20 protein-coding genes are annotated in these 25,075 nt (G+C 62.5%); 14 read left to right on the forward strand and 6 right to left on the reverse strand.

The genetic code is table 11. The annotated features are described in order from the left end of the window. The first annotated feature begins 18 nt into the window (after nt 1-18). Nucleotides 19-1,272, forward strand: a complete 1,254-nt coding sequence (locus tag GTP55_RS14390; protein ID WP_229257933.1) for a PepSY-associated TM helix domain-containing protein — start codon at nt 19-21, stop codon at nt 1,270-1,272. 50 nt (nt 1,273-1,322) lie between these two features. Here GTP55_RS14390 and GTP55_RS14395 read toward each other — a convergent pair whose 3' ends face one another. Further along, entirely contained in the window at nt 1,323-2,930 is a 1,608-nt protein-coding gene (locus GTP55_RS14395) for a M20/M25/M40 family metallo-hydrolase (protein WP_229257934.1), read from the reverse strand. Nucleotides 2,931-3,111: 181 nt separating this feature from the next. Here GTP55_RS14395 and dsbD point away from each other — a divergent pair, with 181 nt between their 5' ends. After that, a complete protein-coding gene (gene dsbD / locus GTP55_RS14400; protein ID WP_161045581.1) occupies nt 3,112-5,103 on the forward strand; it encodes a protein-disulfide reductase DsbD in 1,992 nt (663 codons plus the stop codon). Here dsbD and GTP55_RS14405 read toward each other — a convergent pair whose 3' ends face one another. Next, nucleotides 5,104-5,652, reverse strand: coding sequence for a Spy/CpxP family protein refolding chaperone (locus GTP55_RS14405; protein WP_161045582.1), 549 nt, complete (start codon nt 5,650-5,652; stop codon nt 5,104-5,106). Between the two features lie 193 nt (nt 5,653-5,845). Between GTP55_RS14405 and GTP55_RS14410 the strand changes: the two genes are divergently transcribed. From GTP55_RS14410 to GTP55_RS14435, 6 genes are all read left to right on the forward strand, one after another. After that, the gene (locus tag GTP55_RS14410) at nt 5,846-6,574 is read left to right on the forward strand and encodes a response regulator (RefSeq protein WP_110846404.1); all 729 of its coding nucleotides are present in this window, start codon (nt 5,846-5,848) and stop codon (nt 6,572-6,574) included. Then, nucleotides 6,571-7,929, forward strand: coding sequence for an ATP-binding protein (locus tag GTP55_RS14415; protein WP_371868352.1), 1,359 nt, complete (start codon nt 6,571-6,573; stop codon nt 7,927-7,929). The genes GTP55_RS14410 and GTP55_RS14415 overlap by 4 nt, the downstream gene beginning before the upstream one ends. 126 nt (nt 7,930-8,055) lie before the next feature. Next, nucleotides 8,056-9,222 (forward strand): efflux RND transporter periplasmic adaptor subunit, encoded by a 1,167-nt coding sequence (locus GTP55_RS14420; protein WP_161045583.1) that lies wholly within the window; start codon nt 8,056-8,058, stop codon nt 9,220-9,222. A gap of 3 nt (nt 9,223-9,225) precedes the next feature. Beyond that, nucleotides 9,226-12,375: an efflux RND transporter permease subunit gene (locus GTP55_RS14425; RefSeq protein WP_161045584.1), complete on the forward strand. Its 3,150-nt coding sequence runs from the start codon at nt 9,226-9,228 to the stop codon at nt 12,373-12,375. 69 nt (nt 12,376-12,444) lie between these two features. Continuing rightward, nucleotides 12,445-14,316 carry an FAD/NAD(P)-binding protein gene (locus GTP55_RS14430; RefSeq protein WP_161045585.1) on the forward strand — a complete coding sequence of 624 codons (1,872 nt, stop codon included), beginning with the start codon at nt 12,445-12,447 and terminating at the stop codon, nt 14,314-14,316. A 147-nt stretch (nt 14,317-14,463) separates the two neighbouring features. Next, entirely contained in the window at nt 14,464-15,375 is a 912-nt protein-coding gene (locus GTP55_RS14435) for a hypothetical protein (RefSeq protein WP_161045586.1), read from the forward strand. A gap of 178 nt (nt 15,376-15,553) precedes the next feature. Here the strand turns inward: GTP55_RS14435 and hemB are convergent, their stop codons facing one another. Both hemB and yihA read right to left on the reverse strand, forming a co-directional pair. Next, nucleotides 15,554-16,567, reverse strand: a complete 1,014-nt coding sequence (gene hemB, locus GTP55_RS14440) for a porphobilinogen synthase (protein WP_161045587.1) — start codon at nt 16,565-16,567, stop codon at nt 15,554-15,556. Next, nucleotides 16,560-17,267, reverse strand: coding sequence for a ribosome biogenesis GTP-binding protein YihA/YsxC (gene yihA / locus GTP55_RS14445; protein ID WP_161045588.1), 708 nt, complete (start codon nt 17,265-17,267; stop codon nt 16,560-16,562). The genes hemB and yihA overlap by 8 nt, the downstream gene beginning before the upstream one ends. Nucleotides 17,268-17,415: 148 nt before the next feature. Between yihA and GTP55_RS14450 the strand changes: the two genes are divergently transcribed. From GTP55_RS14450 to msrQ, 5 genes are all read left to right on the forward strand, one after another. Then, nucleotides 17,416-18,090: a c-type cytochrome gene (locus tag GTP55_RS14450; RefSeq protein WP_161045589.1), complete on the forward strand. Its 675-nt coding sequence runs from the start codon at nt 17,416-17,418 to the stop codon at nt 18,088-18,090. A gap of 125 nt (nt 18,091-18,215) precedes the next feature. Then, nucleotides 18,216-20,312, forward strand: a complete 2,097-nt coding sequence (locus GTP55_RS14455; RefSeq protein WP_161045590.1) for a cytochrome c biogenesis protein ResB — start codon at nt 18,216-18,218, stop codon at nt 20,310-20,312. 9 nt (nt 20,313-20,321) lie between these two features. Continuing rightward, a complete protein-coding gene (gene ccsB, locus GTP55_RS14460; RefSeq protein WP_161045591.1) occupies nt 20,322-21,476 on the forward strand; it encodes a c-type cytochrome biogenesis protein CcsB in 1,155 nt (384 codons plus the stop codon). A 69-nt stretch (nt 21,477-21,545) separates the two neighbouring features. Beyond that, nucleotides 21,546-22,523 (forward strand): protein-methionine-sulfoxide reductase catalytic subunit MsrP, encoded by a 978-nt coding sequence (gene msrP, locus GTP55_RS14465; protein ID WP_161045592.1) that lies wholly within the window; start codon nt 21,546-21,548, stop codon nt 22,521-22,523. Beyond that, nucleotides 22,523-23,125, forward strand: coding sequence for a protein-methionine-sulfoxide reductase heme-binding subunit MsrQ (msrQ, locus tag GTP55_RS14470; RefSeq protein ID WP_161045593.1), 603 nt, complete (start codon nt 22,523-22,525; stop codon nt 23,123-23,125). Before msrP ends, msrQ begins: the two co-directional genes overlap by 1 nt. 36 nt (nt 23,126-23,161) lie before the next feature. Here msrQ and lysA read toward each other — a convergent pair whose 3' ends face one another. Next, nucleotides 23,162-24,439, reverse strand: coding sequence for a diaminopimelate decarboxylase (lysA, locus tag GTP55_RS14475; protein ID WP_161045594.1), 1,278 nt, complete (start codon nt 24,437-24,439; stop codon nt 23,162-23,164). 5 nt (nt 24,440-24,444) lie between these two features. After that, nucleotides 24,445-24,624, reverse strand: coding sequence for an LPS translocon maturation chaperone LptM (gene lptM, locus GTP55_RS14480; protein ID WP_202423709.1), 180 nt, complete (start codon nt 24,622-24,624; stop codon nt 24,445-24,447). A 43-nt stretch (nt 24,625-24,667) separates the two neighbouring features. On the opposite strand from lptM, the gene cyaY reads away from it, so the two are divergent. Beyond that, nucleotides 24,668-25,003, forward strand: a complete 336-nt coding sequence (gene cyaY, locus GTP55_RS14485) for an iron donor protein CyaY (RefSeq protein ID WP_161045595.1) — start codon at nt 24,668-24,670, stop codon at nt 25,001-25,003. The last annotated feature ends 72 nt before the right edge of the window (nt 25,004-25,075 follow it).

Raw genomic sequence — 25,075 nt, forward strand, 5'->3', positions numbered from 1 at the left:
CGCGGCCCCGGCTTTTTTATGGGGATCGCCATCATGCGAGGCTTTTGGACTTTAGTACACCGATACGCCGGCCTGCTCACTGCGGGCTTTTTGTTTATTAGCGGTTTCACCGGCGCCATCATTTCGTGGGATCACGAGCTGGACGACCTGCTCAATCCGCACCTGATGGAGGCCCACACGCCGGGCACCCCGCAGTCGGCGCTGGCGTTGGCGCAGCAAGTCGAGGCGCGTTATCCGCAGATCCAGGTGTCCTTCGTGCCGATCCAGGTGGAGAAGGGCGAGGCAATTGCGTTCGGCGTGTCGCCGCGCGTCGACCCGGTAACGCAGAAACTCTACCAGCCGGGCTTTAATCAAGTGTTTGTGGACCCGGTCAGCGGCGTTGAATTGGGCAAGCGGGAATGGGGCGCGGTCTGGCCGATCACCAAGGAGACTTTCGTTTCCTTCTTATATCGCCTGCATTACACGCTGCATATTCCAGAAATGTGGGGTATCGATCGTTGGGGTTTATGGCTAATGGGCGGCATCGCCATGATTTGGGTGGTGGATAGTTTTGTTGGTTTTTATTTGACCTTGCCGCTGCGTCGCCAGAATGCCGCCAAATCCTGGGGGCAGCGCTGGAAACCGGCCTGGAAAGTCCGCTGGAAAGGCGGTAGCAATAAACTGAATTTCGATTTGCATCGCGCCTTCAGTTTATGGACGTGGGCTTTGTTGATTATTCTGTCCTTCACCGCATTTTCGCTGAATCTGTACAGTGAAGTATTTTATCCGGTGATGAGCAAAATATCCAAAGTTACGCCAACGCCGTTTGATACGCGTCCCATGGCCGATATTCACAAACCATTTACGCCAAAAGTCGAATATGCAGCAGTTATTGAAAAAGCGGCGACAGAGGCGAAACAGCGTAATTGGTCGGAACCGGTAGGCAGCGTGTTTTATACCAATGCATTCGATGTCTACGGCGTAAGCTTTTATAAACCCGGAGATGATCACGGTTCGGGCGGCGTAGGCCCAGCGTATTTATATTACGACGGCGCCGGCAAGCTGCTGGGCCAACGTCTGCCATGGAAAGGCACGGCGGCGGATATCTTCGTCCAGGCGCAATTCCCGCTGCACTCCGGCCGCATTCTCGGCCTGCCGGGCCGCATCCTGATTTCCTTCATGGGGATCGTGGTGGCGATGCTGAGTGTGACCGGCGTCATCATCTGGTGGCGCAAACGCGCGTCTCGCGCTGTGACGGCGGCGCGCCGAACCGGTGATCTCGTCGAAGCTTGATGCTTGATCATGCCGGAAGTTGGCATGATCAAGTCAGTTTCCAGCGTGAACTACTTCAAACGGCGGTCGCCGGCGGCCTTGAATTCGGAGCCGGCATTCCAGGTTGGCGTGGCGCCTTGGGCGATTGCCAGGCCAACCTGGAACAGTAACTGGATGTCCTGTACGCCGCCGCTGAAGTCCCAGTCGTTACGTACACCGTCCGTCACCTGATGATAGTCGTGCGTGAAATAGTTATTGACGACTTTCGTCGCGTAATCATCTGGCTTATTCAAATAGCCACTGCGCGCTTTGGTATAAAGTACCGGGACACCAGCGCGCGCAAATTCCAGCTGGTCGGCACGATAAAAACTTCCCAATTCTGGACGCGAGTCTTTTTCCATTAGTCGGCCTTGGGCCTTTGCATATTGCTCCAGTAATCCATCAATATTGGAATGGCCGGACGTGACGTTTTCAATCTGTCCCGTCTTCCCCCAGGCATTGATGCCGTCGATATTAATATTGGCGACCGTATTTTTTAAAGGGTATAGCGGATGGCTGGCGTAGTATTTTGCGCCGAGCAAACCACGCTCTTCGGCTGTGGTGGCAATAAACAGAATCGAGCGTTTCGGCGCTTCCGGTAGCGCTTTATAGGCTTTGGCTAACTCCAGCAGCGCTGCCACGCCGGATGCATTATCCAGCGCGCCGTAATAGATTTTGCCAGTGGTGGCATCCACGCCCAAATGATCCCAGTGCGCGCTATAAATGACATATTCGTCTTTCAGCTTGGGGTCGCTGCCTTCGATTTTCGCCACCACATTATTGGAGGTAATCGTGCGGGCGCTATTTTCGATATGGAAATCAGCGGTGGCTTTCAGGCTGACCGGGCGGAAGTCTTTGGTCAGCGCCTGTTTTTTCAGCGTGTCGAAATCGTAGCCGCCTGCGGCCATCAGCGCTTTGGCTTTATCCAGCTGGATCCATCCCGGCACCGGCGGCGCGTCGGGATCATCGCCTTCGCGCAGCAAGCTGAACTGCTCGGCGTTGCCGCCGCTGCGCACCACGTCCCACGGATAGGCGGCCGGGATTGTTTCGTGAATGATAATGGCGGCGGCTGCGCCCAGCTTGGCGGCGATCTCATACTTGTAGGTCCAGCGGCCGTAATAGGTCATGGCTTTGCCCTTGAACATATTTGGGTCCAGCTCGGCCGGATTGTCAGGATCGGGAATGGCCGGGTCGTTAATCAGCATCAGGATGGTCTTGCCGCGCACGTCCACGCCCTTGTAATCGTCCCAGCCGTATTCAGGCGCCTGCACGCCGTAGCCGACAAAGACGATTTCCGACTTGTTCACGTTGACAATGGCCGGCTGGCTGGTTGAATGCGCAATGTAGTCGTTGGGGAAATTCAGTGCGACTTTGCGGCCGTTGATGGTGTAGCTGAAACTAGGTGTTGGCTTCTGGCCGCGCATCGGCACGGCTTGCACCCAACTGCCGTCCGGGTTGCCGGCTTGCAGGCCCAGCCTGCGGAATTCGCTCTGGATGTAGGCGACAGAATTCGCTTCACCCGGCGTGCCGGGCGCGCGGCCTTCAAATTCCTCGGAGGCCAAAGTGCGGATGTGGGCCAGCAGGTCTTGCTCGGTGATGGCGTTCAGGGCTTGGGCCGGGGCTTGCGCCAGTGCGGGCATGGCGCTCATGGCGAGCGCGGACCACAACAGGGTGCGGAGAGGGGACATGAAGTACTCCAATGCGAAGGGAAAGAGCTAGTTTCGCATAGAGCAATGTTTTAAGCCCGCATTCAGGCGTGAAAAACGTCACCGGTGTACTATGCTGTTGCTCCAATGACCAGTGCCCCTGAGAGAAGGTTTTATGTCCCGTTTTGTCCGCTTTGTCGCGCCCCTTCTGGCGCTGATCGCGCTGCTGATGCAGCCTGCCCGTGCTGAAGACTTCCTCGATCCATCGGAGGCGTTCAAGTTTTCGGCGCGCATGGTGGATGGGCATACCGTTGCGGTGACTTTCCAGATTGCCGACGGCTATTACATGTATCGCGAGCGCTTCAAGTTCAGCGCCGCCGGCGCGCAACTTGGTGCGCCGCAGATCCCGCCGGGTAAAGTGCACTATGACGAGACGTTTGCCAAGGACGTGGAGACGTATCGCAAGAGCGTGACCATCACTATTCCGGTCAACGCCAGCGGCGCGTTCACGCTGTTGGCCGGCGGCCAGGGATGTTCGGAAAAAGGACTGTGCTATGCGCCGCAGGATTACAAGGCTGCGCTGACCGGCAGCGGCTCGGTGCCATTGCCGGCCGCAGCCGCGCCAGCCACACCGGCAGCCACATTGGCAGCCACCCCGGCCGCAGCGCCGGCCAGCGTGGCCACGCAGCGCGCCTCGACGACCGCAGTCCCGACCGCAACGACGACTGCGACGGACGCCGCCACGCCAGGCGCTGCAGGGCAGGGCGCGGTCAACATCGGCGTCGACGGCGGCAAGCCTGCCGCAGCCGGTCCCGGCGTCAAGATCTATACCATCCCCAATCCTACCGCTGTCGACATCGTGCCACCGGCGCCAGCGCAGCAAGCCGCCGCACCTGTCGCCCCGGTCAATGACGCCGGCCATCTGGAAGCCGCACTGAAGAGCGGCAAGCTGCTGGTGATCCTGCCGCTGTTTGCGCTGCTGGGCCTGGGCCTGTCGTTCACGCCATGCGTGCTGCCGATGGTGCCGATCCTGTCCTCCATCATCGTCGGCGAGGGCGAGAACACCACCCGCAGCCGCGCACTGGCGCTGTCGGTCACCTACGCGCTGGGCATGGCGCTGGTCTACACCGCGCTGGGCGTGGCCGCCGGCCTGGCTGGCGAAGGTTTGGCCAGTACCTTGCAGAATCCGTGGGTGCTGGGCGCGTTTGCCCTCTTGATGGCGCTGCTGTCGCTGTCGATGTTCGGTTTCTACGAACTGCAAGTCCCGGCCGCGCTACAGAGCAAGCTGAGCACAGTTTCCAACCGCCAGTCGTCGGGCAAGCTGGCCGGCGTGTTCGTCATGGGTGCGATTTCCGCGCTGATCGTCGGCCCTTGCGTGGCCGCGCCATTGGCCGCCGCGCTGGTCTACATCAGCCAGTCGCGGGACGTCGTCATTGGCGGCAGCGCGCTGTTTGCGATGGCGGTCGGCATGAGTGTGCCGCTGATCCTGGTAGGCGTATCGGCCGGCACGCTGCTGCCGAAAGCCGGCATGTGGATGGACGCGGTCAAACGCTTCTTCGGCGTGCTGATGCTGGCGGTCGGCTGGTGGCTGGTGTCGCCGGTGCTGCCAGGCGCCGTTCAAATGATGGGCTGGGCCGCGCTGTTGGTCGGCTACGGCATGTATCTGCTACTGAACAGCGGCCAATGGATCGCTAAATCGCTGGCTGTCATTGTGATAGTGCTGGGCGTGGCGCAACTGGTGGGCGTGGTCAGCGGTAGCCGCGATCCGCTGGCGCCGCTGGCACACCTGACTGGCAAGGGCCACGATACGCCGCTGGCCTTCCAGCGCGTCAAGAACGTGCAGCAATTGGACGCCATCCTCGCGCAAACCGGCGGCAAAACCGCCATCCTGGACTTCTATGCCGACTGGTGCGTGTCCTGCAAGGAGATGGAAAAACTGACCTTCGTCGATAAGGCCGTGCGCGCCAGGCTGGCCAACACCGTGCTGCTGCAAGTGGACGTGACCGCCAACGATGACGACGATAAAGCCATGCTGAAACGCTTCGGCCTGTTCGGCCCGCCGGGCATCATCCTGTTCGACAAACAGGGCAAGGAAATCCCGAACGCGCGCGTGATCGGCTTCCAGGATGCGGCGAAATTCACCGCATCCCTGTCCGCCTTGAACTAATCAACCACGCTGTGGGCCAGGACCGCCCCAGCCTTCGTGCTGTTCGCCGCCATGGCCCCAGCCGCCGCGCTGGCCATGGTGACCACGACCCCAGCGGCCATGACGGCCGCTACGCTCGCCACCCAGGCCGTGCTCATCAAAAAGCGTCTGCTGCGCCGGGTTCAGCTGGCCGTAGAAAGCGGTGACGGCTTTCACGCGGGTTTCCAGGAACGCTTCACGTTTCTTGGTCATGTCCAGCGCCAGCGTCAGGCGTTCCGGCGCGGTCAGCTTGTCGAATGGCTTGTGCTCTGCGCGCTTGCCGTCAAACGCTGGCGGTTTGATCGCAGCCTGATAGTTGGCCCAGGCCGATTCCTGTTGCGCGGTCAGCTTCAGCAAGTCATGCAGGCGCGCCTGGCGCTTGGCATACATATCGGCCATCTTGGCCTGCATTTGCTCCTTGCTCGGATGGGCGTCGTGCTGCGTCGGCGCCGGCTTGGCTTCCTGGGCCTGCGCTGCGGCCATGCCCAGTACGGTGAAACCGATCAGTATGCTTTTGCGTAAGATGTTCATGGTTGTTCCTTCATGGTGACGAGTTAAATAATTCGCGTTGTTTTCGCGCTTGGTGCCATCTTGGTCGCCCAAGGTTGCGCTTACGTTTCGCTGCCCGAAGTTTTTGTATCCAGATGTTTCGCCTCCAAGTACCCCCTACGGACTTATACAAGACGATACAATTGGTATCTGGTCTTGCATGGATAATGGGCGCATGGAACCGACATCTACAATTTTGATCGTTGACGACGATCGCGACATCCGCACGCTGCTGGCGGATTACCTTGAATCAAACGGCTATCGCGCCTTGTGCGCGGCCGATGGCACAGCCATGTGGAAGCTATTGGACGAAGCCCGTCCGGAACTGGTGGTGCTGGACTTGAACCTGCCCGGCGACGACGGCCTGACGCTATGCCGCAAGCTGCGCGCCCACTCGACGCTGCCGGTGATCATGCTGACCGCCCGCAACGAACCGCTGGACCGCATCCTGGGCCTGGAAATGGGCGCCGACGATTACCTGCCGAAACCGTTCGAGCCGCGCGAGCTGCTGGCGCGCATCCGCAGCGTTCTGCGCCGCAGCAACGCCATGCCGGTCGGCTCCGGCACCGACAAGGCGCAGCAGATGAAATTCTCCGGCTGGACGCTGGACCTGACCGCGCGCCACCTGCTCAATCCGGACGGCATCGTCATCATGCTGTCGGGCGCCGAGTTCCGCCTGCTCAAGGTCTTCCTCGAGCATCCGAACCGCGTGCTCAACCGCGACCAGCTGCTGAACCTGACCCAGGGCCGCGACGCCGATCCGTTCGACCGCTCGATCGACATCCAGATCAGCCGTCTGCGCCAGAAGCTGGGCGAAGACGCGCGCATGCCGCAAATCATCAAAACCGTCCGCAACGGCGGTTATGTGCTGGCGGGCCAGGTCGCGGTGGAGCCGCAAGCGTGAAAGCCTTCCTCGGGTCGATGACCGGCCGCGTGTTCCTGGTGCTGTTGTTGGGCATCGTGGCGTCAGCGGCGCTGACCCAGTGGCTGGCCGTCAACGAACGGTCGCGCGCGCTGCAGCGCTACCGCGACTTCCACGCGCTGGAGCGCGCCGAACAACTGATCACCACCGCCGACGCCATGCCGGACAGCGCCCGCCCGACCTTTCTGGTGGCGGCCGCGCGCGGCACCGTGCGGCTGGAGCTGAGCGACGCACCACAGGCGCAAACGCTGGCGCCGACCGAATTCTCGACTGCGCTGCAACAGCGCCTGGGCGCTGGCTTCAAGCTGGGGCCGCTGGCCGAACACCTGGCCGCCTGCGACCAGCCGCGCCAGCCCACCAGCATCTTCGCCTCCAGCCAGTGGAAGGGCACCTGCGAAGCCATCAACATTTACCTGCATGACGGCCAGGTGCTCAAGCTGTCGGTGCTGCCGCCGCGCGCGCCGCCGGCCGCCTCCACCAACAGCGAACTGGTGTCGCTGCTGCCGTTCCTGCTGAGCATTGCCTTCCTGGCCTACCTGGTGGCGCGCATGTCGATGCGCCCGCTGAAGCAGCTGGCGCAGGCCGCCAAGGACCTGGGCAACGACATCAACCACCCGCCAGTGGTGCTGAGCGGCGCGGCCGAAATCCGCCAGGCCAGCGCCGCCTTCAACGCCATGCAGGCGCGCATCCGCCAGCACATCACCCAGCGCACGCAGATGCTGGCCGCCATCACCCACGACTTGCAGACGCCGCTGACGCGCCTGCGCCTGCGGCTGGAGAAGGTCGGCGACAAGGAACTGCAGCAACGCCTGATCGACGACCTGTCGGCCATGCAGCAAATGGTCAAGGAAGGGCTGGACCTGGCGCGCAGCATGGACTCGACCGAAACCATGCAGGCGCTGGACCTCGACGCGCTGCTCGACAGCGTGTGCAGCGACGCCACCGACACCGGCCAGCAGGTCGCGTTGCGCGGACGCGCGGCGATGGCGCTGATGGGCCGGCCGCTGGCGATCCGCCGCTGCCTGGTCAACCTGATCGACAACGCCGTCAAATACGGCCAGTACGCCAACGTGACCGTGGAGCGGCTGGTGGGCTCGTCGCGTATCAGCATCCGCGACGGCGGTCCCGGCATTGCGCCGGACCAGATGGCGCGCGTGTTTGAACCGTTTTACCGTATCGAAACCTCGCGTTCGCGCGAGTCTGGCGGCACAGGTCTGGGACTGACCATTGCCCGCAATATCGCCGAGCAGCACGGCGCCAATGTCACGCTGGCCAACCATCAGGACGGCGGACTGGAAGTCACGCTGGTGCTGCCCGAGTATTACGTCGGCAACTAACCAACACGGCGCACAAAAAAGCGTCTTGCAGTAATACTGGTGCAGTTTTTCTGGTCGATACTATGCGACAATATTCCGCCTTGTGCTTGGCGGCAATGTTTTTCGACGTGAAAATTATTATTAAAAATGAAAAAATCTTCCCTGGCGTTTCTGGTCGGCGCAATCGTGGTAGTGGGTGGCGGCATCTGGTATATGACGCATCATAGTGCGCAGCCGGCCTCCGGTAACAAGCTGAACGGCAACGGTCCGCAGGGGCCGACCACCGTCAGCATCATCGCGCCAAAGCGTCAGGACGTGCCGGTGGTGCTCCAGGCCAATGGCACGGTGACGCCGATCAGCACCGTCGACCTGCATCCGCAAACCACCAGCACCATTGCCAAGGTGCACATCAAGGAAGGCCAGTTCGTCAAATCCGGCCAATTGATGTTCACGCTGGACGACCGCACCGAGCGCGCCAACATCGACAAGGCCCAGGCCCAGGTCGAACGCGACCGCGCCGCGCTGGCCGACTACGAGCGCCAGTACAAGCGCTCGATGGACTTGCTGGCGCAGAAATTCATCGCCCAGGGCGCCGTCGATACGCTCAAGAGCCAGGTCGATTCCGCCCGCGCCGTGCTGCAGGCCGACATAGCCGCCGTGCGCGGCGCCAACGTGGACGCCAGCTACACCGCGATCCGCGCGCCGATGAACGGCCGGGTCGGCGCCATCAACGTCTATCCGGGCAGCCTGGTGCAGATGACCACGCTGCTGACTTCGGTCACGCAGCTGGACCCGATCACCGTCGCCTTCACCTTGCCGGAAACCTCGCTGAGTGGCCTGATGGCGGCGCAGCGCGAAGGCGCGGTGCCGGTGCAGGTAACGCTGGACAACTCGACGCTGGCCGTCAACGGCAAGCTCAGCTTTATCGACAACACGGTCGATCCGGTGGCCGGCGTGATCCGCGTCAAGGCCCAGTTCGATAACAGGGACACCGCGCTGTGGCCGGGCCAGTACGTCAACACCAAGCTGATTTCGCACGTCTTGAAAGACGCGACGGTGATTCCGCAAAACGCTATCATTAGCAACACCCGCGGCACCTTTGTCTACGCGGTGGACAAGGACCAGTCGGCCAAGGTGGTCAACATCAAGCGCCTGTATGCATTTGGCGAAAACGCCGCCGTCTCCGGTCTGGCCGGCGACGAACAAGTGATTGTCGACGGCAAGCAAAACCTGCGGCCGGGCGGCAAAGTCCGCGTCGCCTCGGCCGACAAGCCGGTCGATACCAAGGTTGATGATAGCAAGCAGAAGGGCTAAGCGATGAACCTTTCCGAGTTGTGCATCCGCCGTCCGGTGATGGTGGTGCTGTTGTCGGCCACCCTGATCCTGGCCGGCGTGCTGGCGTACTTCTACATCCCGGTGGCGGCGCTGCCGAGCTACAACACACCGGTGATCAACGTCTCGGCCGACCTGCCGGGCGCCTCGCCGGACACCATGGCGTCGTCGGTGGCGCTGCCGCTGGAGAAGCAGTTCTCCACCATCGCCGGCCTTAGTCTCATCACCTCCACCAACACGCTGGGCAATTCCTCGCTGACCCTGGAGTTTGACCCGAGCATCAACGTCAACGAAGCGGCGGTCGATGTGCAGGCGGCGCTGCTGCGCGCGCAACGCCAGCTGCCGATCGAGATGACCGACCTGCCGTCCTACCGCAAGGTCAACCCGGCCGACGCGCCGGTGCTGTTCATGACCATGAACTCGCCGTCGCTGACCTTGTCCGAGCTGAACGACTACGCCGAAAACCTGATCGCGCCATCGCTGTCCACGCTGCCTGGCGTGGCGCAGGTGACGGTCAACGGCCAGAAACGCTTTGCCGTGCGGGTGCGCGCCAAGTCCGACCTGATGAACGCGCGCAACCTGACGCTGGACGAACTGCAGCAGGCGATCAAATCTGCCAACGCCAACACGCCGCTGGGTATTCTCGACGGCCCGAGCCAGACGCTGACCATCACCGGCAACGCCCAGCTGATGAAAGCCGCCGACTACGCCGAGCTGATCATCGCGCAGCGCAACGGCCAGCCGGTGCGCCTGAAGGACGTGGCCGACGTGCAGGACAGTTTCCAGTCGACCAAGGCGGCCGGCAGCTACAACGGCGAGCGCTCGATCGTGCTGCTGGTGCAGCGCCAGCCGGACGCCAACACCGTGCAAGTGGTGGACGGCGTGCGCCGCCTGCTGCCGCAGTTCAAGGCGCAATTGCCGGCCTCGATCAACATCAACCTGGTCAACGACCGTTCGGTGTCGATCCGCGAAGCGATCCACGACGTCAACCTGACGCTGCTGCTGACCATCGGCCTGGTGGTGATGGTGATCTTCCTGTTCCTGCGCCGCGCCGCCGCCACCTTTATTCCGGCCATCACCATGCCGATCTCGCTGCTCGGTGCGCTGGCCTTGCTGTACGCCTTCGGCTACTCGCTGGACAACGTCTCGCTGCTCGGCATTACGCTGGCAGTCGGCCTGGTGGTCGATGACGCCATCGTGGTGCTGGAAAACATCGTGCGTCACATTGAGATGGGCAAGCGGCCGCTGGAAGCGTCGCTGATCGGCGCCAAGGAGATGGGCTTCACCATCATCTCGATTTCCGTGTCGCTGGTGGCGGTGTTCATTCCGATCTTTTTCATGCCGGGCGTGATCGGCCTGATGTTCCACGAATTCGCCGTGGTGGTGGCACTGTCGGTGCTGGTGTCGGCGGCGGTGTCGCTGATGCTGGTGCCGATGCTGGCCAGCCGCCTGCTGCCGGCCGACGCCATCGATCCGGAACACGACAAAGGCAACTTCATCGGCCGCTGGTTTGAAGCCGGTTTCGGCGCGCTGCGCGACTTTTACGCGCGCACGCTGGACGTGGCGCTGCACCACCGCTACATCGTGCTGGCGGCCGCGCTGGGTACCTTCGCGCTGACGGCGGTGCTGTACATCACCACGCCGAAAGGCTTCTTCCCGGAGGAAGACCTGGGCCAGATCCGCGTCAACACCGAAGCCTCGGAAGACATCTCGTCGTCCTCGCTGATGGAGCTGCAGGAAAAAGTCGCGGCCGTGATCAAGGCCGATCCGAACGTGCAGGACGTAACCTCCTTCGTTGGCGGCGGCAACACCGGCCGCATGTTCCTGGTGCTCAAGCCGCGCAGCGAACGCAAGCGCATGCCAGAAGTGCTGGACAGCCTGCGCAAGGCCACCAAGCAGGTGCCCGGCATCGCCGTCTACCTGAGCCCGGTGCAGAACTTGCAGCTGGGCGGACGCCAGTCCAAGTCGCGCTACCAGTACACGCTGCAATCGGTCAGTCCGGGCGCGCTGAACGACTGGGCCGAAAAATACATGGACCGCATGCGTGCCGACTCCGACTTCCGCGACGTCACCAGCGACTCGCAGAACAAGGGCCTGCAAGCCTCGCTGAAGATCGACCGCGACAAGGCCAACAACCTCGGCGTGGCGATCGGCGACGTCCGCACCGCGCTGTACCTGGCCTTCGGTGAGCGCCAGGTGTCGACGATCTACTCGCCGGCCGCCAGCTACTACGTGATCCTGGAGGCGGCCGACGCCGACCGCCAGTTCGATAGCGCGCTGACCAAGATTTCGGTGCGCAACAAGACCGGCCAGCTGGTGCAGCTGTCCAGCTTTGCCACGGTGGAGCGCACCATCGGCCCGACTGCCGTCAACCACCAGGGCCAGCTGCAGGCGATTACGCTGTCGTTCAACCTGGCGCCGGACGTGCCGCTGGGCGTGGCCACCGCCAAGATCGACCAGTGGGCCGCTGACATGCGCCTGCCGCCATCGATCATCACCAACTACGGCGGCGATGCGGCCGTGTTCCAGAGCTCGCAAGGTAGCCAGCTGATCCTGATCGTCGCCGCGCTGGGCGTGATCTACGTGCTGCTGGGCGTGCTGTACGAGAGCTACATTCACCCGCTGACGATTCTGGCCGGCCTGCCGTCGGCGGCGGTCGGTGCGCTGCTGACGCTGCGCCTGTTCAACCTCGACCTGACCATGATCGCCATCATCGGCATCCTGATGCTGATCGGTATCGTCAAGAAGAACGCCATCATGATGATCGACTTTGCGCTGCACGCGCAGCGTAACGAGGGGCTGACGCCGGCCGTGGCGATCCGCCAGGCCTGTATCCTGCGCTTCCGTCCGATCATGATGACCACCATGGCGGCGCTGATGGGCGCGTTGCCGATCGCGCTGGGCCTGGGCGCCGGCGCCGAATTGCGCCAGCCGCTGGGCTTGGCCGTGGTCGGCGGCCTGATCTTCTCGCAAGTGATCACGCTGTACATCACGCCGGTGATTTACCTGTTCCTCGACAAGTACAGCGGCACCGGCCCGATGCTGGACCACGAAATCGCCGCCGACGCCGCCATTCCGCCGGCCGAACGCGAAGCGGTGCACGCCGTTCCGCTGAAGGCCGTGAACAAGCATTGAGCAGTGACAAGTTGATGTAAAGATCGTCTCTTTATCATGGGCTTTTGGCCCGGATAAAGAGGCGATCGGATGAAACGCACCAGCATCACCATCATCGGCATGGGCCCGCGCGGGCTCAGCGTGTTTGAGCGCCTCGCCGCCCTGGCGCTTCACCGCCAGTTTTTCCTCGACTTGATTCTGATCGAACCCGGCGAATGCGGGCCGGGCGTGCACGTCGCGCGCCAGCCGCAGCATTTGCTGATCAACACGCTCGCCAGCCAGGTCACCATGTTCCCGGCCGCTGGAGCCGTCAGACACGCGCCAGTGTGCGCAACGCCGTCGCTGACGGCATGGGCCAGGGAGATGGGCTATCGGCGCGTAGGCGACCGCTATTACCGTCTGGGCGGCAGTGGCGGGCATGACATCGGCGAGGCGGACTATCTGCCGCGCAGTTTGCTGGGGGAATATCTGGCCTGGGTCTACCAGCAGGTGGCGGCGGCGCTGCCGGCCGGGGTGACGGTCACGCATCACCGGCAGCGCGCGGTGGACCTGTCGCAGCGGCCGGACGGCAGCAGCGTGATCGAACTGGAGAGCGGGTATGTGGTGAGCAGCGATTTTGTGTTTCTCACCACCGGGCATGGCAGCAATCTGCCCAGCGATCTGGATGCGTGGCTGGGCAAGTTTGCCCAGGACCATGCGCGCTACAACAGCCGGCTGGGCTTTGTGCGGCAGGTGTACCCGATCGAACAGCTGTCGCGCATCAGCGCCGGCGCCCGGGTGGCGATCCAGGGGCTGGGGCTGAGCGCGCATGATGTGATCGCCGAGCTGACGGTGGGGCGGGGCGGCGAGTTTGTGGCGGGACCCGAGGGCTTGCGCTATCTGCCGTCGGGACGCGAACCGCAGTTGACGCTGTGTTCGCGCAACTGCCTGCCGTACGCGGCGCGCGGCGTCAACCAGAAGGGGCTGGACGGCCGCCATCAGGCGCGCCACTTTACGGTAGATGCGGTGGAGGCGCTGCGTCGCCAGGCGTTGATCGCGCGCGGCAGCAGCCAGCTGGACTTCGACCGCGAACTGCTGCCCCTGCTCAAGCGCGAGATGGCCGACGCCTACCAAACCGCAGCCGGCACGCTCGACGCCGTTGACGAGGACGCCTTGCTGGGCGAACTGCTGTTTCCACTGCAAGACCGCCAATTCGCCAATCTGGCCGAGTTCCGCCGTTACTTCCGCGACTGGCTGCAAGCCGACCTGGCCGCAGCCCGCCGGGGCAACCTTGCCAGCCCCACCAAAGCCGCCACCGACGTGCTGCGCGATGTGCGCGCCACCTTGCAGTCGGCCATCGAGCACGGCGGCCTGACGCCGGCCTCGCACCGCAAATTCCTCAACGTCTATCATCCCGCCATCAACCGCGCCGCCTTCGGCCCGCCGCTGCGCCGCAACCAGGAACTGCTGGCGCTGCTGGACGCCGGCGTCATCACCCTGCAAGCCGGTCCCGGCAGCCGCATCGACATCGACGAAACCGAATCCACCTACCTGCTCACCACCAAATTTGCCAGCGGCGCCGAACAGCACCCGGTCGACGTGGTCGTCATAGCAAGGTTGGAGCCGTTTGTGCCGGAAACCGACACATCCTTACTGATCCGTAATATGTTAAAACGCGGCCTGGTGCGACCCTACTACAACGGCGTGTTCCACCCGGGCGGCATCGACATCAACCGCGCCGGCCAGCCGCTGGACGCAGGCGGCGCCGCGCTGGCCAATATCTGGGCACTGGGTTACCTGACCGAAGGCGCGCACTACTACACGCATGCCTTGCCGCGTCCGCAACTGAGGTCCCGCCAGGTGTGGGATGCCGAACAATGCGTCATGGCCCTGGCCGCTAAAATGGTTGAGAACCAAGGTCGCAGCCCGCGCAAACGGCCGGCGGCGAGCGCTCAAAAACATGACACTTTGCAAAGCAATTGATACATACAGTAACACCCATCAAGAGCCGAAACTTGTAAAGTAGACAGTCTGGTGCCCTACATGGCATTTGGAGCGGTTCCCAAAAGAGCGGGACTCTGGCACTATGGCCCCATTTTGACGACTTCTGCGTTCCACAAGGTTTGTATCTTGCACCACGACTCCCATATCCTCTCCGCGCATTCGGAATACTGCGAGACTTGCGGCCAACGCCTGCCGTCGGCGCAGGATAGCTTTGCCACGTGGGACCGCAAGTCCAAGAACAAGCGCATCGGCATCGCGATCTCGATCGCGCTGCACCTGGCGGGCGTGCTGTACTACCTGTTGGTGCCGTCGCCCAAGCCGACCAAGTCGGCGCCGCCGAAGGGCGGGCACATGGTCTACATCCAGCCGATGGAAAAAGTGGTGCCGAAGCCGATCACCAAGCCCTCGCCGGCCCCCTCCAAGCCAGCCACCAAGCCGCCGCCGCCGCGCAAGCAGCAGGTGGTGACCAAGGAAGCCCCGGTCGCGACCAAGCCCAAGCTGGAAACCTTCGTGCCGCCGGTGCAGGCGACCATGACGCCGCCGCCGGTCGAGGACATGTCGGAAATGATCGCCAAGAAGCGCGCCGCGCGTGAATCGCTGAATCCGCCTGCACCACCGGCGCCGGCCGCCGAGAGCGAAGCGGACCGTGCCAAGCGCGTGGCGCTGGCCAACATCGCGCGCGCCAACGGCGCCGGCCAGAGCAGCGGCGCCGACCGTGACGACACCGGCGGCGTGTTCCAGGTCGACAAGAGCTTCCACAGCGCCGAAGTCAAGTTCCGCGGCTGGAACACCAATTTCAAGCGCAACTGGCTGCAGCAGATTCACGTCGAGCAGGGCGCGGAGCAGGATATCGAAACGGCGGTGGTCAAGGAAATGATCAAGATCATCCGCAAAGAGAAGCCGGGCGACTTCCAGTGGGAATCGCGTCGCCTGGGCAAAGTGGTCAACCTGAGCGCGCGCAAGGAAGACGAGAAAGAACTGTCGGCCTTCCTGATGAAGGAAATGTTCCCCGAATATACGCGCGGGGCGTCACGATAAGTAAAAACCGGGATGGCGTTCAGTCAAGCGTTAAGGTCACATCGTCATTCCCGCGCAAGCGGGAATCCATAGCACGTCTGCTGGGCAAATGCGGCATGGGTTCCCGCTTTCGCGGGAACGACGTCGCTTAACTGAACGGCATCACGGGCCAGCCCGGCTTTTGCAGAATGCTGCGTGCTTATTTGCCTTGCAGCTTGCGCGCGATGTCCAGCGCGAAGTAGGTCAGCACGGCATCGGCGCCGGCGCGCTTGAAGGCCAGCATCGATTCCATCATCACCTTGTCGTGATCCAGCCAGCCGTTTTGCGCGGCCGCCTTGAGCATCGCGTACTCGCCGCTCACCTGGTAGGCAAAGGTCGGCACCTTGAATTCATCCTTTACGCGGCGCACGATGTCCAGGTACGGCATGCCCGGCTTGACCATCACCATGTCGGCGCCTTCGGCCAGGTCCAGGCCCACTTCGCGCAGCGCTTCGTCGCTGTTGGCCGGGTCCATCTGGTACTGGTTCTTGTCGCCCTTGCCCAGGTTGGCCGACGAGCCGACCGCGTCGCGGAACGGGCCGTAGAACGCCGAGGCGTACTTGGCCGAATACGCCATGATGCGGGTATGGATATGGCCGCCCGCTTCCAGCGCCGCGCGGATTGCGCCGATGCGGCCGTCCATCATGTCCGACGGCGCCACCACGTCAACGCCAGCTTCCGCGTGGCACAGCGCCTGGCGGATCAGCATGTCGGTGGTGATGTCGTTGATGACGTAGCCGTTCTCGTCGATCAGGCCGTCCTGGCCGTGGCTGGTGTACGGGTCGAGCGCGACGTCGGTCAGGATGCCCAGCTCAGGGAAGGCTTGCTTCAGGGCGCGCACCGCGCGCGGCACCAGACCGTCCGGATTGGTGGCTTCAACGCCGTCTTCGGTTTTTTTCGACGCATCGATCACCGGGAACAGCGCCAGCACCGGAATGCCCAGCGACACGCATTCTTCCGCCACCTTCAGCAGCAGGTCCACCGACACGCGCTCCACGCCCGGCATCGACGCTACCACCTCGCGCTGGTGCGTGCCTTCCAGGATGAACACCGGGTAGATCAGGTCGGCCGGGGTGACGACGTTTTCGCGCATCAACGCGCGCGAGAACGGATCACGGCGCATGCGGCGCATGCGGATGGCGGGAAATTGGGCTGCAGCTGCTGACTTACTCATTGCTATCGCTTCCTAAATCTGGGGTGGGTTCTTCATCCTCCAGCAGGCCGGCCAGTTCAAGAATCTTGTCGTTGGCTTCGTCGATGCCGATGCGGTTCTGCGCGGAGAACAGTTGCACGGTGAAGGGGAAGCCTTCGCCGTCTTCGTCAACGTAGCTGTCGAGCTTGGCCTTGGCCTGGCGCAGCACGTTGATCGAGTCGTTGCGGTTGAGCTTGTCAACCTTGGTCAGGATGCAATGGATCGGCTTGCCCGTCGGGGCGAACCATTCCAGCATCTGCACGTCGAGGTCGGTGAACGGGCGGCGCGAATCCATGATCAGGATCAGCGCGGCCAGCTGTTCGCGGCGCTGCACGTAGTCGCCCAGCAGGCGCTGCCAGTGTAGCTTGGCCGAGCCGGACACTTCCGCGTAGCCGTAGCCGGGCAAGTCGACCAGCAGCGCTTCGATTTCCTCGACGATGGTCGGGTCCTTGCGGTGCTGCGCCACATGCGCGCCACCGATGGAGAAATAGTTGATGTGCTGGGTACGGCCAGGGGTCTTGGAGGCGAAAGCCAGGCCCTTCTGGTTGCACAAAATATTGATGGCAGTGGATTTACCTGCATTGGAGCGACCAGCAAAAGCGATCTCCGGCACCTGGGTGTCGGGGAGGTCGCGTAATTGGTTAACGGTCGTAAAGAAGCGGGCTTGCCAGAGTTTGGACATGGGGATTGGGGAAAAAGCAACAGGTTAAAGCAGGGAATTTTTTAAGCTATTGTACAATGAGTAGATACCCGGTGCCCCCTGGCAGGTATCAGTGCCTCCGTGGACACCCCTGGTTTAAAACTTTTTAGACTCCTCCTAGGGTGCTTGAATGAATAGTGTGAATCTGTTTTCACCGATTGTAAAATCCCTGCTTGTTGCCTTGCTGGCCGTTACGGCCACGGCCCACGCCGAAGACAAAAAGCCCGCCCCGCCTGCCCCACCAAAGATCGATGCTGCCAAAGGCGCAACCCTGTTTACCGACGGCGACGCCGCGCGCGGCCTGCCGGCCTGCGTGTCCTGCCACGGCGCCGGTGGCAATTCCACCATCAGCGTCAACCCCAAGCTGGCCGGCCAGCATGAGGGCTATCTTTACAAGCAACTGGTGAACTTTACGACGGCGCAACGGAATCAACCGGTGATGACGACCTACGCCAAACTGCTGACCGACGACGAAAAGCACAATATCGCCGCCTGGCTGGCGACCCAGAAGCAGACCCCGGGCGCCGCCAAGAACAAGGATACGGTTGAGCTGGGCAAGAAGATTTATCGCGGCGGCATCGCCGAGAAGAATGTGCCGGCCTGTGCCAGCTGCCACGGCGCCACCGGCTCGGGCATTCCGATCCAGTATCCGCGCATCGCCGGCCAGCACCAGGACTACACCTTCGCCGAGCTGGGCCTGTTCAAGACCGGCGCCCGCAAAGGCGTCGAAATGGACGCGATTGCCAAGCGCATGTCGGACGAAGAGATGAAGGCCGTGGCCGATTACGTAGCAGGCCTGAAATAAAGTTGATGAATCCGCATTTTTCCAGTGCGGACTCACCCAAAAGAAGAGGGCGGCAGCGTAAGCATGCCGCCCTTTTTGTTGGTATGCTGCCGCCTGACCACTTTTATTAAAGAAGCAGAACCCGCATGACTAGCCCCAGTACCACCGGCATCGAGCTGAAAACCCGCCGCCCCATCATTGGCGAAATCGTTGAACTGATTTCCTCGATGCGCTTCGCCATCGCCTTGCTGGCGATGATTGCGATCGCCGCCGTCATCGGCACCGTGATGAAGCAGGGCGAGGCCTCGACCAATTACATCAACCAGTTCGGCCCGTTCTGGTATGAGATCTTCCGCAAGATCGGCCTGTACACCGTGTACTCGGCCTGGTGGTTCCTGCTGCTGATGACGGCGCTGGTCACCTCGACCACATTGTGCATCGTGCGCAACGCCCCCAAGATGATGAAGGACATGCGCAGCTGGCGCGAGAACGTGCGCGAGCAGTCGCTGCTGAACTTCCACCACAAGATGCAGTGGCAGGCGCCGTTGTCGCGCGCGGCGCTGGCGCAGCAGAGCGCCGCCCGCCTGAAGGACGCCGGCTACCAGGTCAAACTGGTGGAGAAAGAGCACGGCACGCTGGTGGCGGCCAAGCAGGGCGCGGCCAACAAGTTCGGCTACATCTTCGCGCACGCGTCGATCGTCATCATCTGCATCGGCGGCCTGCTGGATTCGGACGTGCCGATCCGCATGCAGGAATGGTTCTTCGGCAAGACGCCGTTCAACGGCAGCGGCCTGATTTCGCAAGTGCCGCCGCAGCACCGTCTGGGCGTCGGCAATCCCACCTTCCGCGGCAACACTATGATTCCGGAAGGGCAGAACAGCAACACCGCCATCCTGGCCCGTCCGGACGGCGTGCTGATCCAGGAACTGCCGTTCACCATCAGCCTGAAAAAATTCACCATCGATTTCTACAGCACCGGCATGCCCAAGCTGTTTGCCAGCGACGTCGAAGTGCGCGACAACCAGACCGGCGAAACGGTCAAGGGCACCATCGAAGTCAACCATCCGTTGACCTTCCACGGCGTGTCGATCTACCAGTCCAGCTTTGAAGACGGCGGCAGCAAGCTCAAACTGAGCGGCTTCCCGATGAGCGGCAACGGCGCCGAGCGCTTCGAGATCGCCGGCGAAGTCGGCGGCACCACGCCGCTGAACCAGGACACCACGGTGGAATGGTCGGGCTTCCGTCCGTTCAACGTCGAAAACGTCGGCCCCACCGATGACCCGCGCGCCGTCAAGCAGGGCAAGAGCCTGGAAGAAGAACTGGCGCAAAGCCTGGACAAGCACACCGGCTCGGCCGGCAAGAACGCCGTCAACAAGAACCTGAAAAACGTCGGTCCGAGCGTCAGCTACAAGCTGCGCGACAAGACCGGCCAGGCGCGCGAATACCAGAACTACATGCAGCCGGTCACGGTCGATGGCGCCACCGTGTTCCTGGCCGGCGTGCGCGCCAATCCGTCGGACAACTTCAGCTACCTGCGCATTCCGGCCGACGACGGCCACAGCGTGACCGAATGGATGCGCCTGCGCGCCGCACTGCAAGACCCGGCCCTGCGCGCCGCCGCCGCCCAGCGCTACGCCGAACGCGCGACGCCCAATTCCGCCGCCGGCGACGCGCTGCGCGCGCAGTTGCAGGCTTCGGCCGACAAGAGCCTGGGCATCTTTGCCGGCAGCGACAAACCGGGCGGCTTCATGGCCATTTCGCAGTTCCTGGAAAAAGTCCCGGCCGCCGAGCAGGAGAAGGCCGCCGATGTCTTCATGAAGATCCTCAACGGCAGCCTGTGGGACCTGTGGCAAGTGGCCCGCGCCAAGGACAAGCTGGCGCCGGTGAGCGAAGACGAAACCCACGCCCGCTTCCTGCAATTGGCCACCAACGCGCTGTCGGATGCGTTCTTCTACGGCGCGCCGGTCTACCTGCAACTGGACGACTACAACGAAATCAAGGCTTCGGTATTCCAGGTGACGCGCTCGCCGGGCAAGAACGTGGTCTACCTCGGCTGCCTGTTCCTGGTGCTGGGCGTGTTCGCCATGTTCTACATCCGCGAACGGCGCCTGTGGATCTGGATCAAGGACGACGCCAGCGGCGCCAGCGACGCGCTGATGGCCATGAGCACCCAGCGCAAAACGCTGGATTTTGAACGCGAATTTGAAATACTGAAGGAAAAGCTGCCGCAGTCGGCAGCATAGGAGCAGACCATGGAAATGACCCAATCCCAGCAAACCTATCAGCAGGCGCCAGGCTATTTCAAGCGCCTCAACGTGGCCGACTGGCTGTTTGCGCTGGCGCTGCTGGCCGGCGCGCTGTTCGGCCTGAGCCGCTACGGCGCGTTCATGAATTATTACGAGCAGGTGATCCTGCTGGCGGCGGTGCCGGTGTTCGCCACGCTGGGCTGGCACTGGAAGGCGGTGCGCTGGCTGATGCCGCTGATCGCGCTGCTGTCGCTGTGGGCGATCTCGATGTACGCCGGCGACCTCGATAACGGCACCAAGAAATTCTGGCTGCGCATGATGCTGTCGAGCCAGTCGGCGGTGCTGTGGATGAGCGTGATGTTCGTCATCGCCACCGTGTTCTACTGGATCGGCTTTATCGGCCGCTCGGCCGCCGCCTCCAGCATCGGCTCCAAGCTTTGCTGGGCCGCCGTGGTGCTGGGCTGGACCGCGATGATGGTGCGCTGGTACGAGTCCTACCTGATCGGCGCCGACGTCGGCCACATTCCGGTCTCCAACCTGTACGAAGTGTTCATCCTGTTCTCGCTGATCACCGCCATGTTCTACCTGTACTTCGAGCAGCGCTACGCTACCCGCCAGATGGGCCCGTTCGTGCTGCTGGTTATCAGCGCCGCGATCGGCTTCCTGATGTGGTACACCACCTCGCGCAACGCTGCCGACATCCAGCCGCTGCTGCCGGCGCTGCAAAGCTGGTGGATGAAGATCCACGTGCCGGCCAACTTCATCGGCTACGGCAACTTCGCGCTGGCCGCCATGGTGGCCGCCGCCTACCTGCTGAAAACCTCCGGCTACCTGAAGGACCGGCTGCCGTCGGAAGAAGTGCTGGACGACGTCATGTACAAGGCGATCTCGGCCGGCTTCGCCTTCTTCACGATCGCCACCATTCTCGGCGCGCTGTGGGCGGCGGAAGCGTGGGGCGGCTACTGGTCGTGGGATCCGAAGGAAACCTGGGCGCTGATCGTCTGGCTCAATTACGCGGCCTGGCTGCACATGCGCCTGATGACCGGCCTGCGCGGGCGTCCGGCGGCGTGGTGGGCGCTGGTGGGCCTGCTGGTGACGACTTTTGCTTTCCTGGGCGTCAACATGTTCCTGTCCGGCCTGCACTCCTACGGCAAGTTGTAAACGGAAGTTTAAGTTTGATTCCGGGAGTTTGGTGTAAGGTTGAGCCTCACACCGCTTCCGGAGCCCACCATGTTGATCAAGCGTCCCCCAAATGGCATAGACCTGCCGTTTTCCTCTGAAATCACGCCGCGCGAACTGTACGAATCGCGCCGCAGCTTCATGAAGCAGATCGCCATGGGCGCGGTCGGCGGCGCGGCCTTGCTGGAAATGGCGCAGCGCGAAGCCTTCGCGCAGGGCGCCGGCGCCAAGCTGGCCGCCAAGCTCAATCCGGCTTATTCGGTGCTCGACAAGCAGACGCCGTACAAAGACGCCACCACCTACAACAACTTCTACGAATTCGGCACCGACAAGAGCGAACCGGCGATGTACGCAGGCACGCTGAAGACGCGGCCGTGGACCATCTCCATCGAAGGCGAAGTCAAGAAGCCGATGACGCTCGACATCGATGCGCTGCTGAAGCTGGCGCCGATGGAAGAGCGCGTCTACCGCTTGCGCTGCGTCGAAGGCTGGTCGATGGTGATTCCGTGGATCGGCTACTCGCTCTCCGAGCTCATCAAAAAGGTAGAGCCCACTGGCAATGCCAAGTATGTAGAATTTGTCTCATTGGCGGACAAGAAGCAGATGCCGGGCGTGGGCAGCCGCGTGCTGCAGTGGCCGTACACCGAAGGCTTGCGCATCGACGAAGCCAATCACCCGCTGGCGCTGCTGGCCTTCGGCATGTACGGCGAAGTGCTGCCGAACCAGAACGGCGCGCCGGTGCGCATGGTGCTGCCGTGGAAGTACGGCTTCAAGTCGGCCAAGTCGATCGTCAAGATCCGCTTCGTGAAAGACCAGCCGCGCACCTCGTGGAATCTGTCGGCGGCGAACGAGTACGGCTTCTACTCGAACGTCAATCCGGATGTCGATCACCCGCGCTGGTCGCAGGCGTCCGAGCGCCGCATCGGCGAAGACGGCTTCCTGTCGCGCAAGCGCAAGACGTTGATGTTCAACGGCTATAACGATGTCGCTCCGCTGTACGCGGGCATGGACCTGAAAAAATTCTACTGATGCCGACGACGAAACAAATCAGCTGGATCAAGGGCGCCGTGTTTGTCGCGGCGCTGATTCCCCTGGCGCGCATGGCGTATCTGACGCTGACCGGGCAACTGGTCGATCCGCTGGAATTCATCACGCGCGGCACCGGCGACTGGACCTTGTATTTTCTGACCATCACGCTGGCGGTGACGCCGCTGCGCAAGCTGAGCGGATGGAACTGGCTGATCAAGCTGCGCCGCATGGTGGGGCTGTACACCTTCTTCTACGGCTTTTTGCACTTCATGACCTTCCTGTGGTTCGACCACTTCTTCGACCTGGCCGAAATGTGGAAGGATGTGCTGAAGCGGCCGTTCATCACTGTGGGCTTCATCGCCTTCGTGCTGCTGATCCCGCTGGCGCTGACCAGCACCAACGGCATGATCAAGCGCCTGGGCGGCAAGCGCTGGCAATGGCTGCACCGGCTGATCTACGTGATCGCGCCGCTGGCGCTGCTGCACTTCTGGTGGATGAAAGCCGGCAAACACAACTTCAACCAGCCGATCCTGTTCATCGTCATCATCGGATCGCTGCTGCTGATGCGCGTCTGGTGGGCGACGCGCAAAGCGGCGCAATGAAAAAAGCCGCCGGCGGGAGCGGGCGGCTTTGGGTGCTTACTTGATCACCGATTCCAGCGCGAACAAGTCTTCCGGCTTCTCGCGCTGGCGCACCAGATGCACAGTGCCGCCGTCGACGATGACCTCCGCCGCGCGGCCGCGGGTGTTGTAGTTGGAGGCCATGGTCATGCCGTAGGCGCCGGCTGTGTGCATCACCAGCAGGTCGCCGGCTTCCACCGTCAGCGCACGGTCGCGCGCCAGCCAGTCGCCGGATTCGCAGATCGGTCCCACCACATCAAAATTGGCCGCAGCGGCGCTGCCTTTCAGCACCGGCTGCATGTCCATCCACGCCTGGTACAGCGCCGGACGCGCCATGTCGTTCATCGCCGCGTCGACGATGCAATAATTCTTCTCTTCGCCATGCTTGAGGAACTCGACCCTGGTCAGCAGCACGCCGGTGTCGCCGACGATCGACCGGCCCGGTTCAAAGATCACCTTGATCGGCTTGCCGTTGTGGCGCTCGGCGCGCCAGGCGTCGATGCGCGCGAACACGCGCGCCACGTAGGTGCCGGCCGGCACCGGCGCCGCGTCGTCGGCGTCGCGGTAGTCGATGCCGATGCCGCCGCCCATGTCCAGATGGTGCAGCTCGATGCCTTCGGCGCCCAGCTGGTCAATCACCTCGATCAGACGGTCCAGCGCTTCGAGCAGTGGCGCGTCGTCCAGCAGCTGCGAGCCGATATGGCAGTCGATGCCGGCCACTTCCAGGTGCGGCAGCTGGGCGGCGGTGCGGTAGGTGGCCAGCGCGTCGTCGAACGCCACGCCGAACTTGCTGGCCTTGAGGCCGGTGGCAATGTAAGGGTGGGTCTTGGGATCGACGTTCGGGTTCACGCGCAGCGAGATACGCGCCTTCTTGCCCATCGATCCGGCCACCTCGTTCAGGCGGTGCAGCTCGGGAATCGATTCGACGTTGAAGCACAGGATGTCGTGCGACAGCGCCAGGCGCATTTCGTCCACGCTCTTGCCGACGCCGGAGAAAATCACCTTGCGCGGATCGCCGCCGGCTGCCAGCACGCGCAGCAGTTCGCCGCCGGAGACGATGTCGAAACCGGCGCCCTGGCGCGCCAGCAGGTCGAGGATGGCTAGGTTGGAATTGGCCTTCATGGCGTAGCACACCAGCGCGTCGCGGCCGGCGCAGGCGTCGGCATAGGCGGCGAAGTTGGCCAGCAGGGCGGCCTTGGAGTACACATAGGTTGGCGTGCCGAACTGGTCGGCAATGGCGGTCAGCGACGCGCCTTCGGCGTGCAGCACGCCGTCTTTATACGAGAATTGCGACATAGACTTTACTGTTGAGGCGCGACAGGCGCCGGCGAGGTGGTAGGCGCAACGGCGCCGCTCTTGGCGGTGGGCTTGGCTGCAGGAGGCTTGGGCAGGTACAGCGGGCCGGGTTGGCCGCAGGCGCTCAGCAAGGTGGTCAGGCACAGGATAGATGTGCCGATAATCAAACGGAAAGTGGACTTCACGATAGAATCATGGATTATTTAGATGCAGATACTGGAGTGTAGCATGGGCGAATCAGAATTCCTGGCGCAAGCCGAAGCCACCCTCAACGCCATCGAGGCCGCGCTGGACCGTTTAAACGACGCCGACATGACCGACGTCGAATGCAGCCGCAGCGGCAACGTGCTGGAGATTGAGTTTATCGACAACGGTTCCAAGATCATCGTCAACAGCCAGGCGGCGATGTCCGAGCTGTGGGTGGCCTCGCGGTCCGGCGGCTACCACTACAAGCAAAAAGACGGCAAGTGGCTCAATACCCGCGACGGCTCCGAGCTGTTCGCCACCCTGTCGGAAGAAGTCACCAAGCAGGGCGGTAGCCCGGTGGTGCTGACTGCAGCGTAATAAATATCGCAAGTTTGTAACAAACATTCTTTCTGGATACTCTTGCTGATATAGTAACGGCTTGTCAATAGC

The organism is Duganella margarita, from assembly GCF_009857535.1.
GTDB lineage: Bacteria > Pseudomonadota > Gammaproteobacteria > Burkholderiales > Burkholderiaceae_D > Rugamonas > Rugamonas margarita.

Coding starts and splice junctions, on each gene's coding strand:
- ccsB (WP_161045591.1), top strand. CDS start 20,322: ATGGAAATGACCCAATCCCAGCAAACCTATCAGCAGGCGCCAGGCTAT.
- msrQ (WP_161045593.1), top strand. CDS start 22,523: ATGCCGACGACGAAACAAATCAGCTGGATCAAGGGCGCCGTGTTTGTC.
- yihA (WP_161045588.1), bottom strand. CDS start 17,267: ATGTCCAAACTCTGGCAAGCCCGCTTCTTTACGACCGTTAACCAATTA.
- GTP55_RS14405 (WP_161045582.1), bottom strand. CDS start 5,652: ATGAACATCTTACGCAAAAGCATACTGATCGGTTTCACCGTACTGGGC.
- cyaY (WP_161045595.1), top strand. CDS start 24,668: ATGGGCGAATCAGAATTCCTGGCGCAAGCCGAAGCCACCCTCAACGCC.
- dsbD (WP_161045581.1), top strand. CDS start 3,112: ATGTCCCGTTTTGTCCGCTTTGTCGCGCCCCTTCTGGCGCTGATCGCG.
- GTP55_RS14420 (WP_161045583.1), top strand. CDS start 8,056: ATGAAAAAATCTTCCCTGGCGTTTCTGGTCGGCGCAATCGTGGTAGTG.
- GTP55_RS14395 (WP_229257934.1), bottom strand. CDS start 2,930: ATGCCCGCACTGGCGCAAGCCCCGGCCCAAGCCCTGAACGCCATCACC.
- GTP55_RS14455 (WP_161045590.1), top strand. CDS start 18,216: ATGACTAGCCCCAGTACCACCGGCATCGAGCTGAAAACCCGCCGCCCC.
- GTP55_RS14430 (WP_161045585.1), top strand. CDS start 12,445: ATGAAACGCACCAGCATCACCATCATCGGCATGGGCCCGCGCGGGCTC.
- GTP55_RS14425 (WP_161045584.1), top strand. CDS start 9,226: ATGAACCTTTCCGAGTTGTGCATCCGCCGTCCGGTGATGGTGGTGCTG.
- GTP55_RS14450 (WP_161045589.1), top strand. CDS start 17,416: ATGAATAGTGTGAATCTGTTTTCACCGATTGTAAAATCCCTGCTTGTT.
- msrP (WP_161045592.1), top strand. CDS start 21,546: ATGTTGATCAAGCGTCCCCCAAATGGCATAGACCTGCCGTTTTCCTCT.
- lysA (WP_161045594.1), bottom strand. CDS start 24,439: ATGTCGCAATTCTCGTATAAAGACGGCGTGCTGCACGCCGAAGGCGCG.
- GTP55_RS14390 (WP_229257933.1), top strand. CDS start 19: ATGGGGATCGCCATCATGCGAGGCTTTTGGACTTTAGTACACCGATAC.
- hemB (WP_161045587.1), bottom strand. CDS start 16,567: ATGAGTAAGTCAGCAGCTGCAGCCCAATTTCCCGCCATCCGCATGCGC.
- GTP55_RS14410 (WP_110846404.1), top strand. CDS start 5,846: ATGGAACCGACATCTACAATTTTGATCGTTGACGACGATCGCGACATC.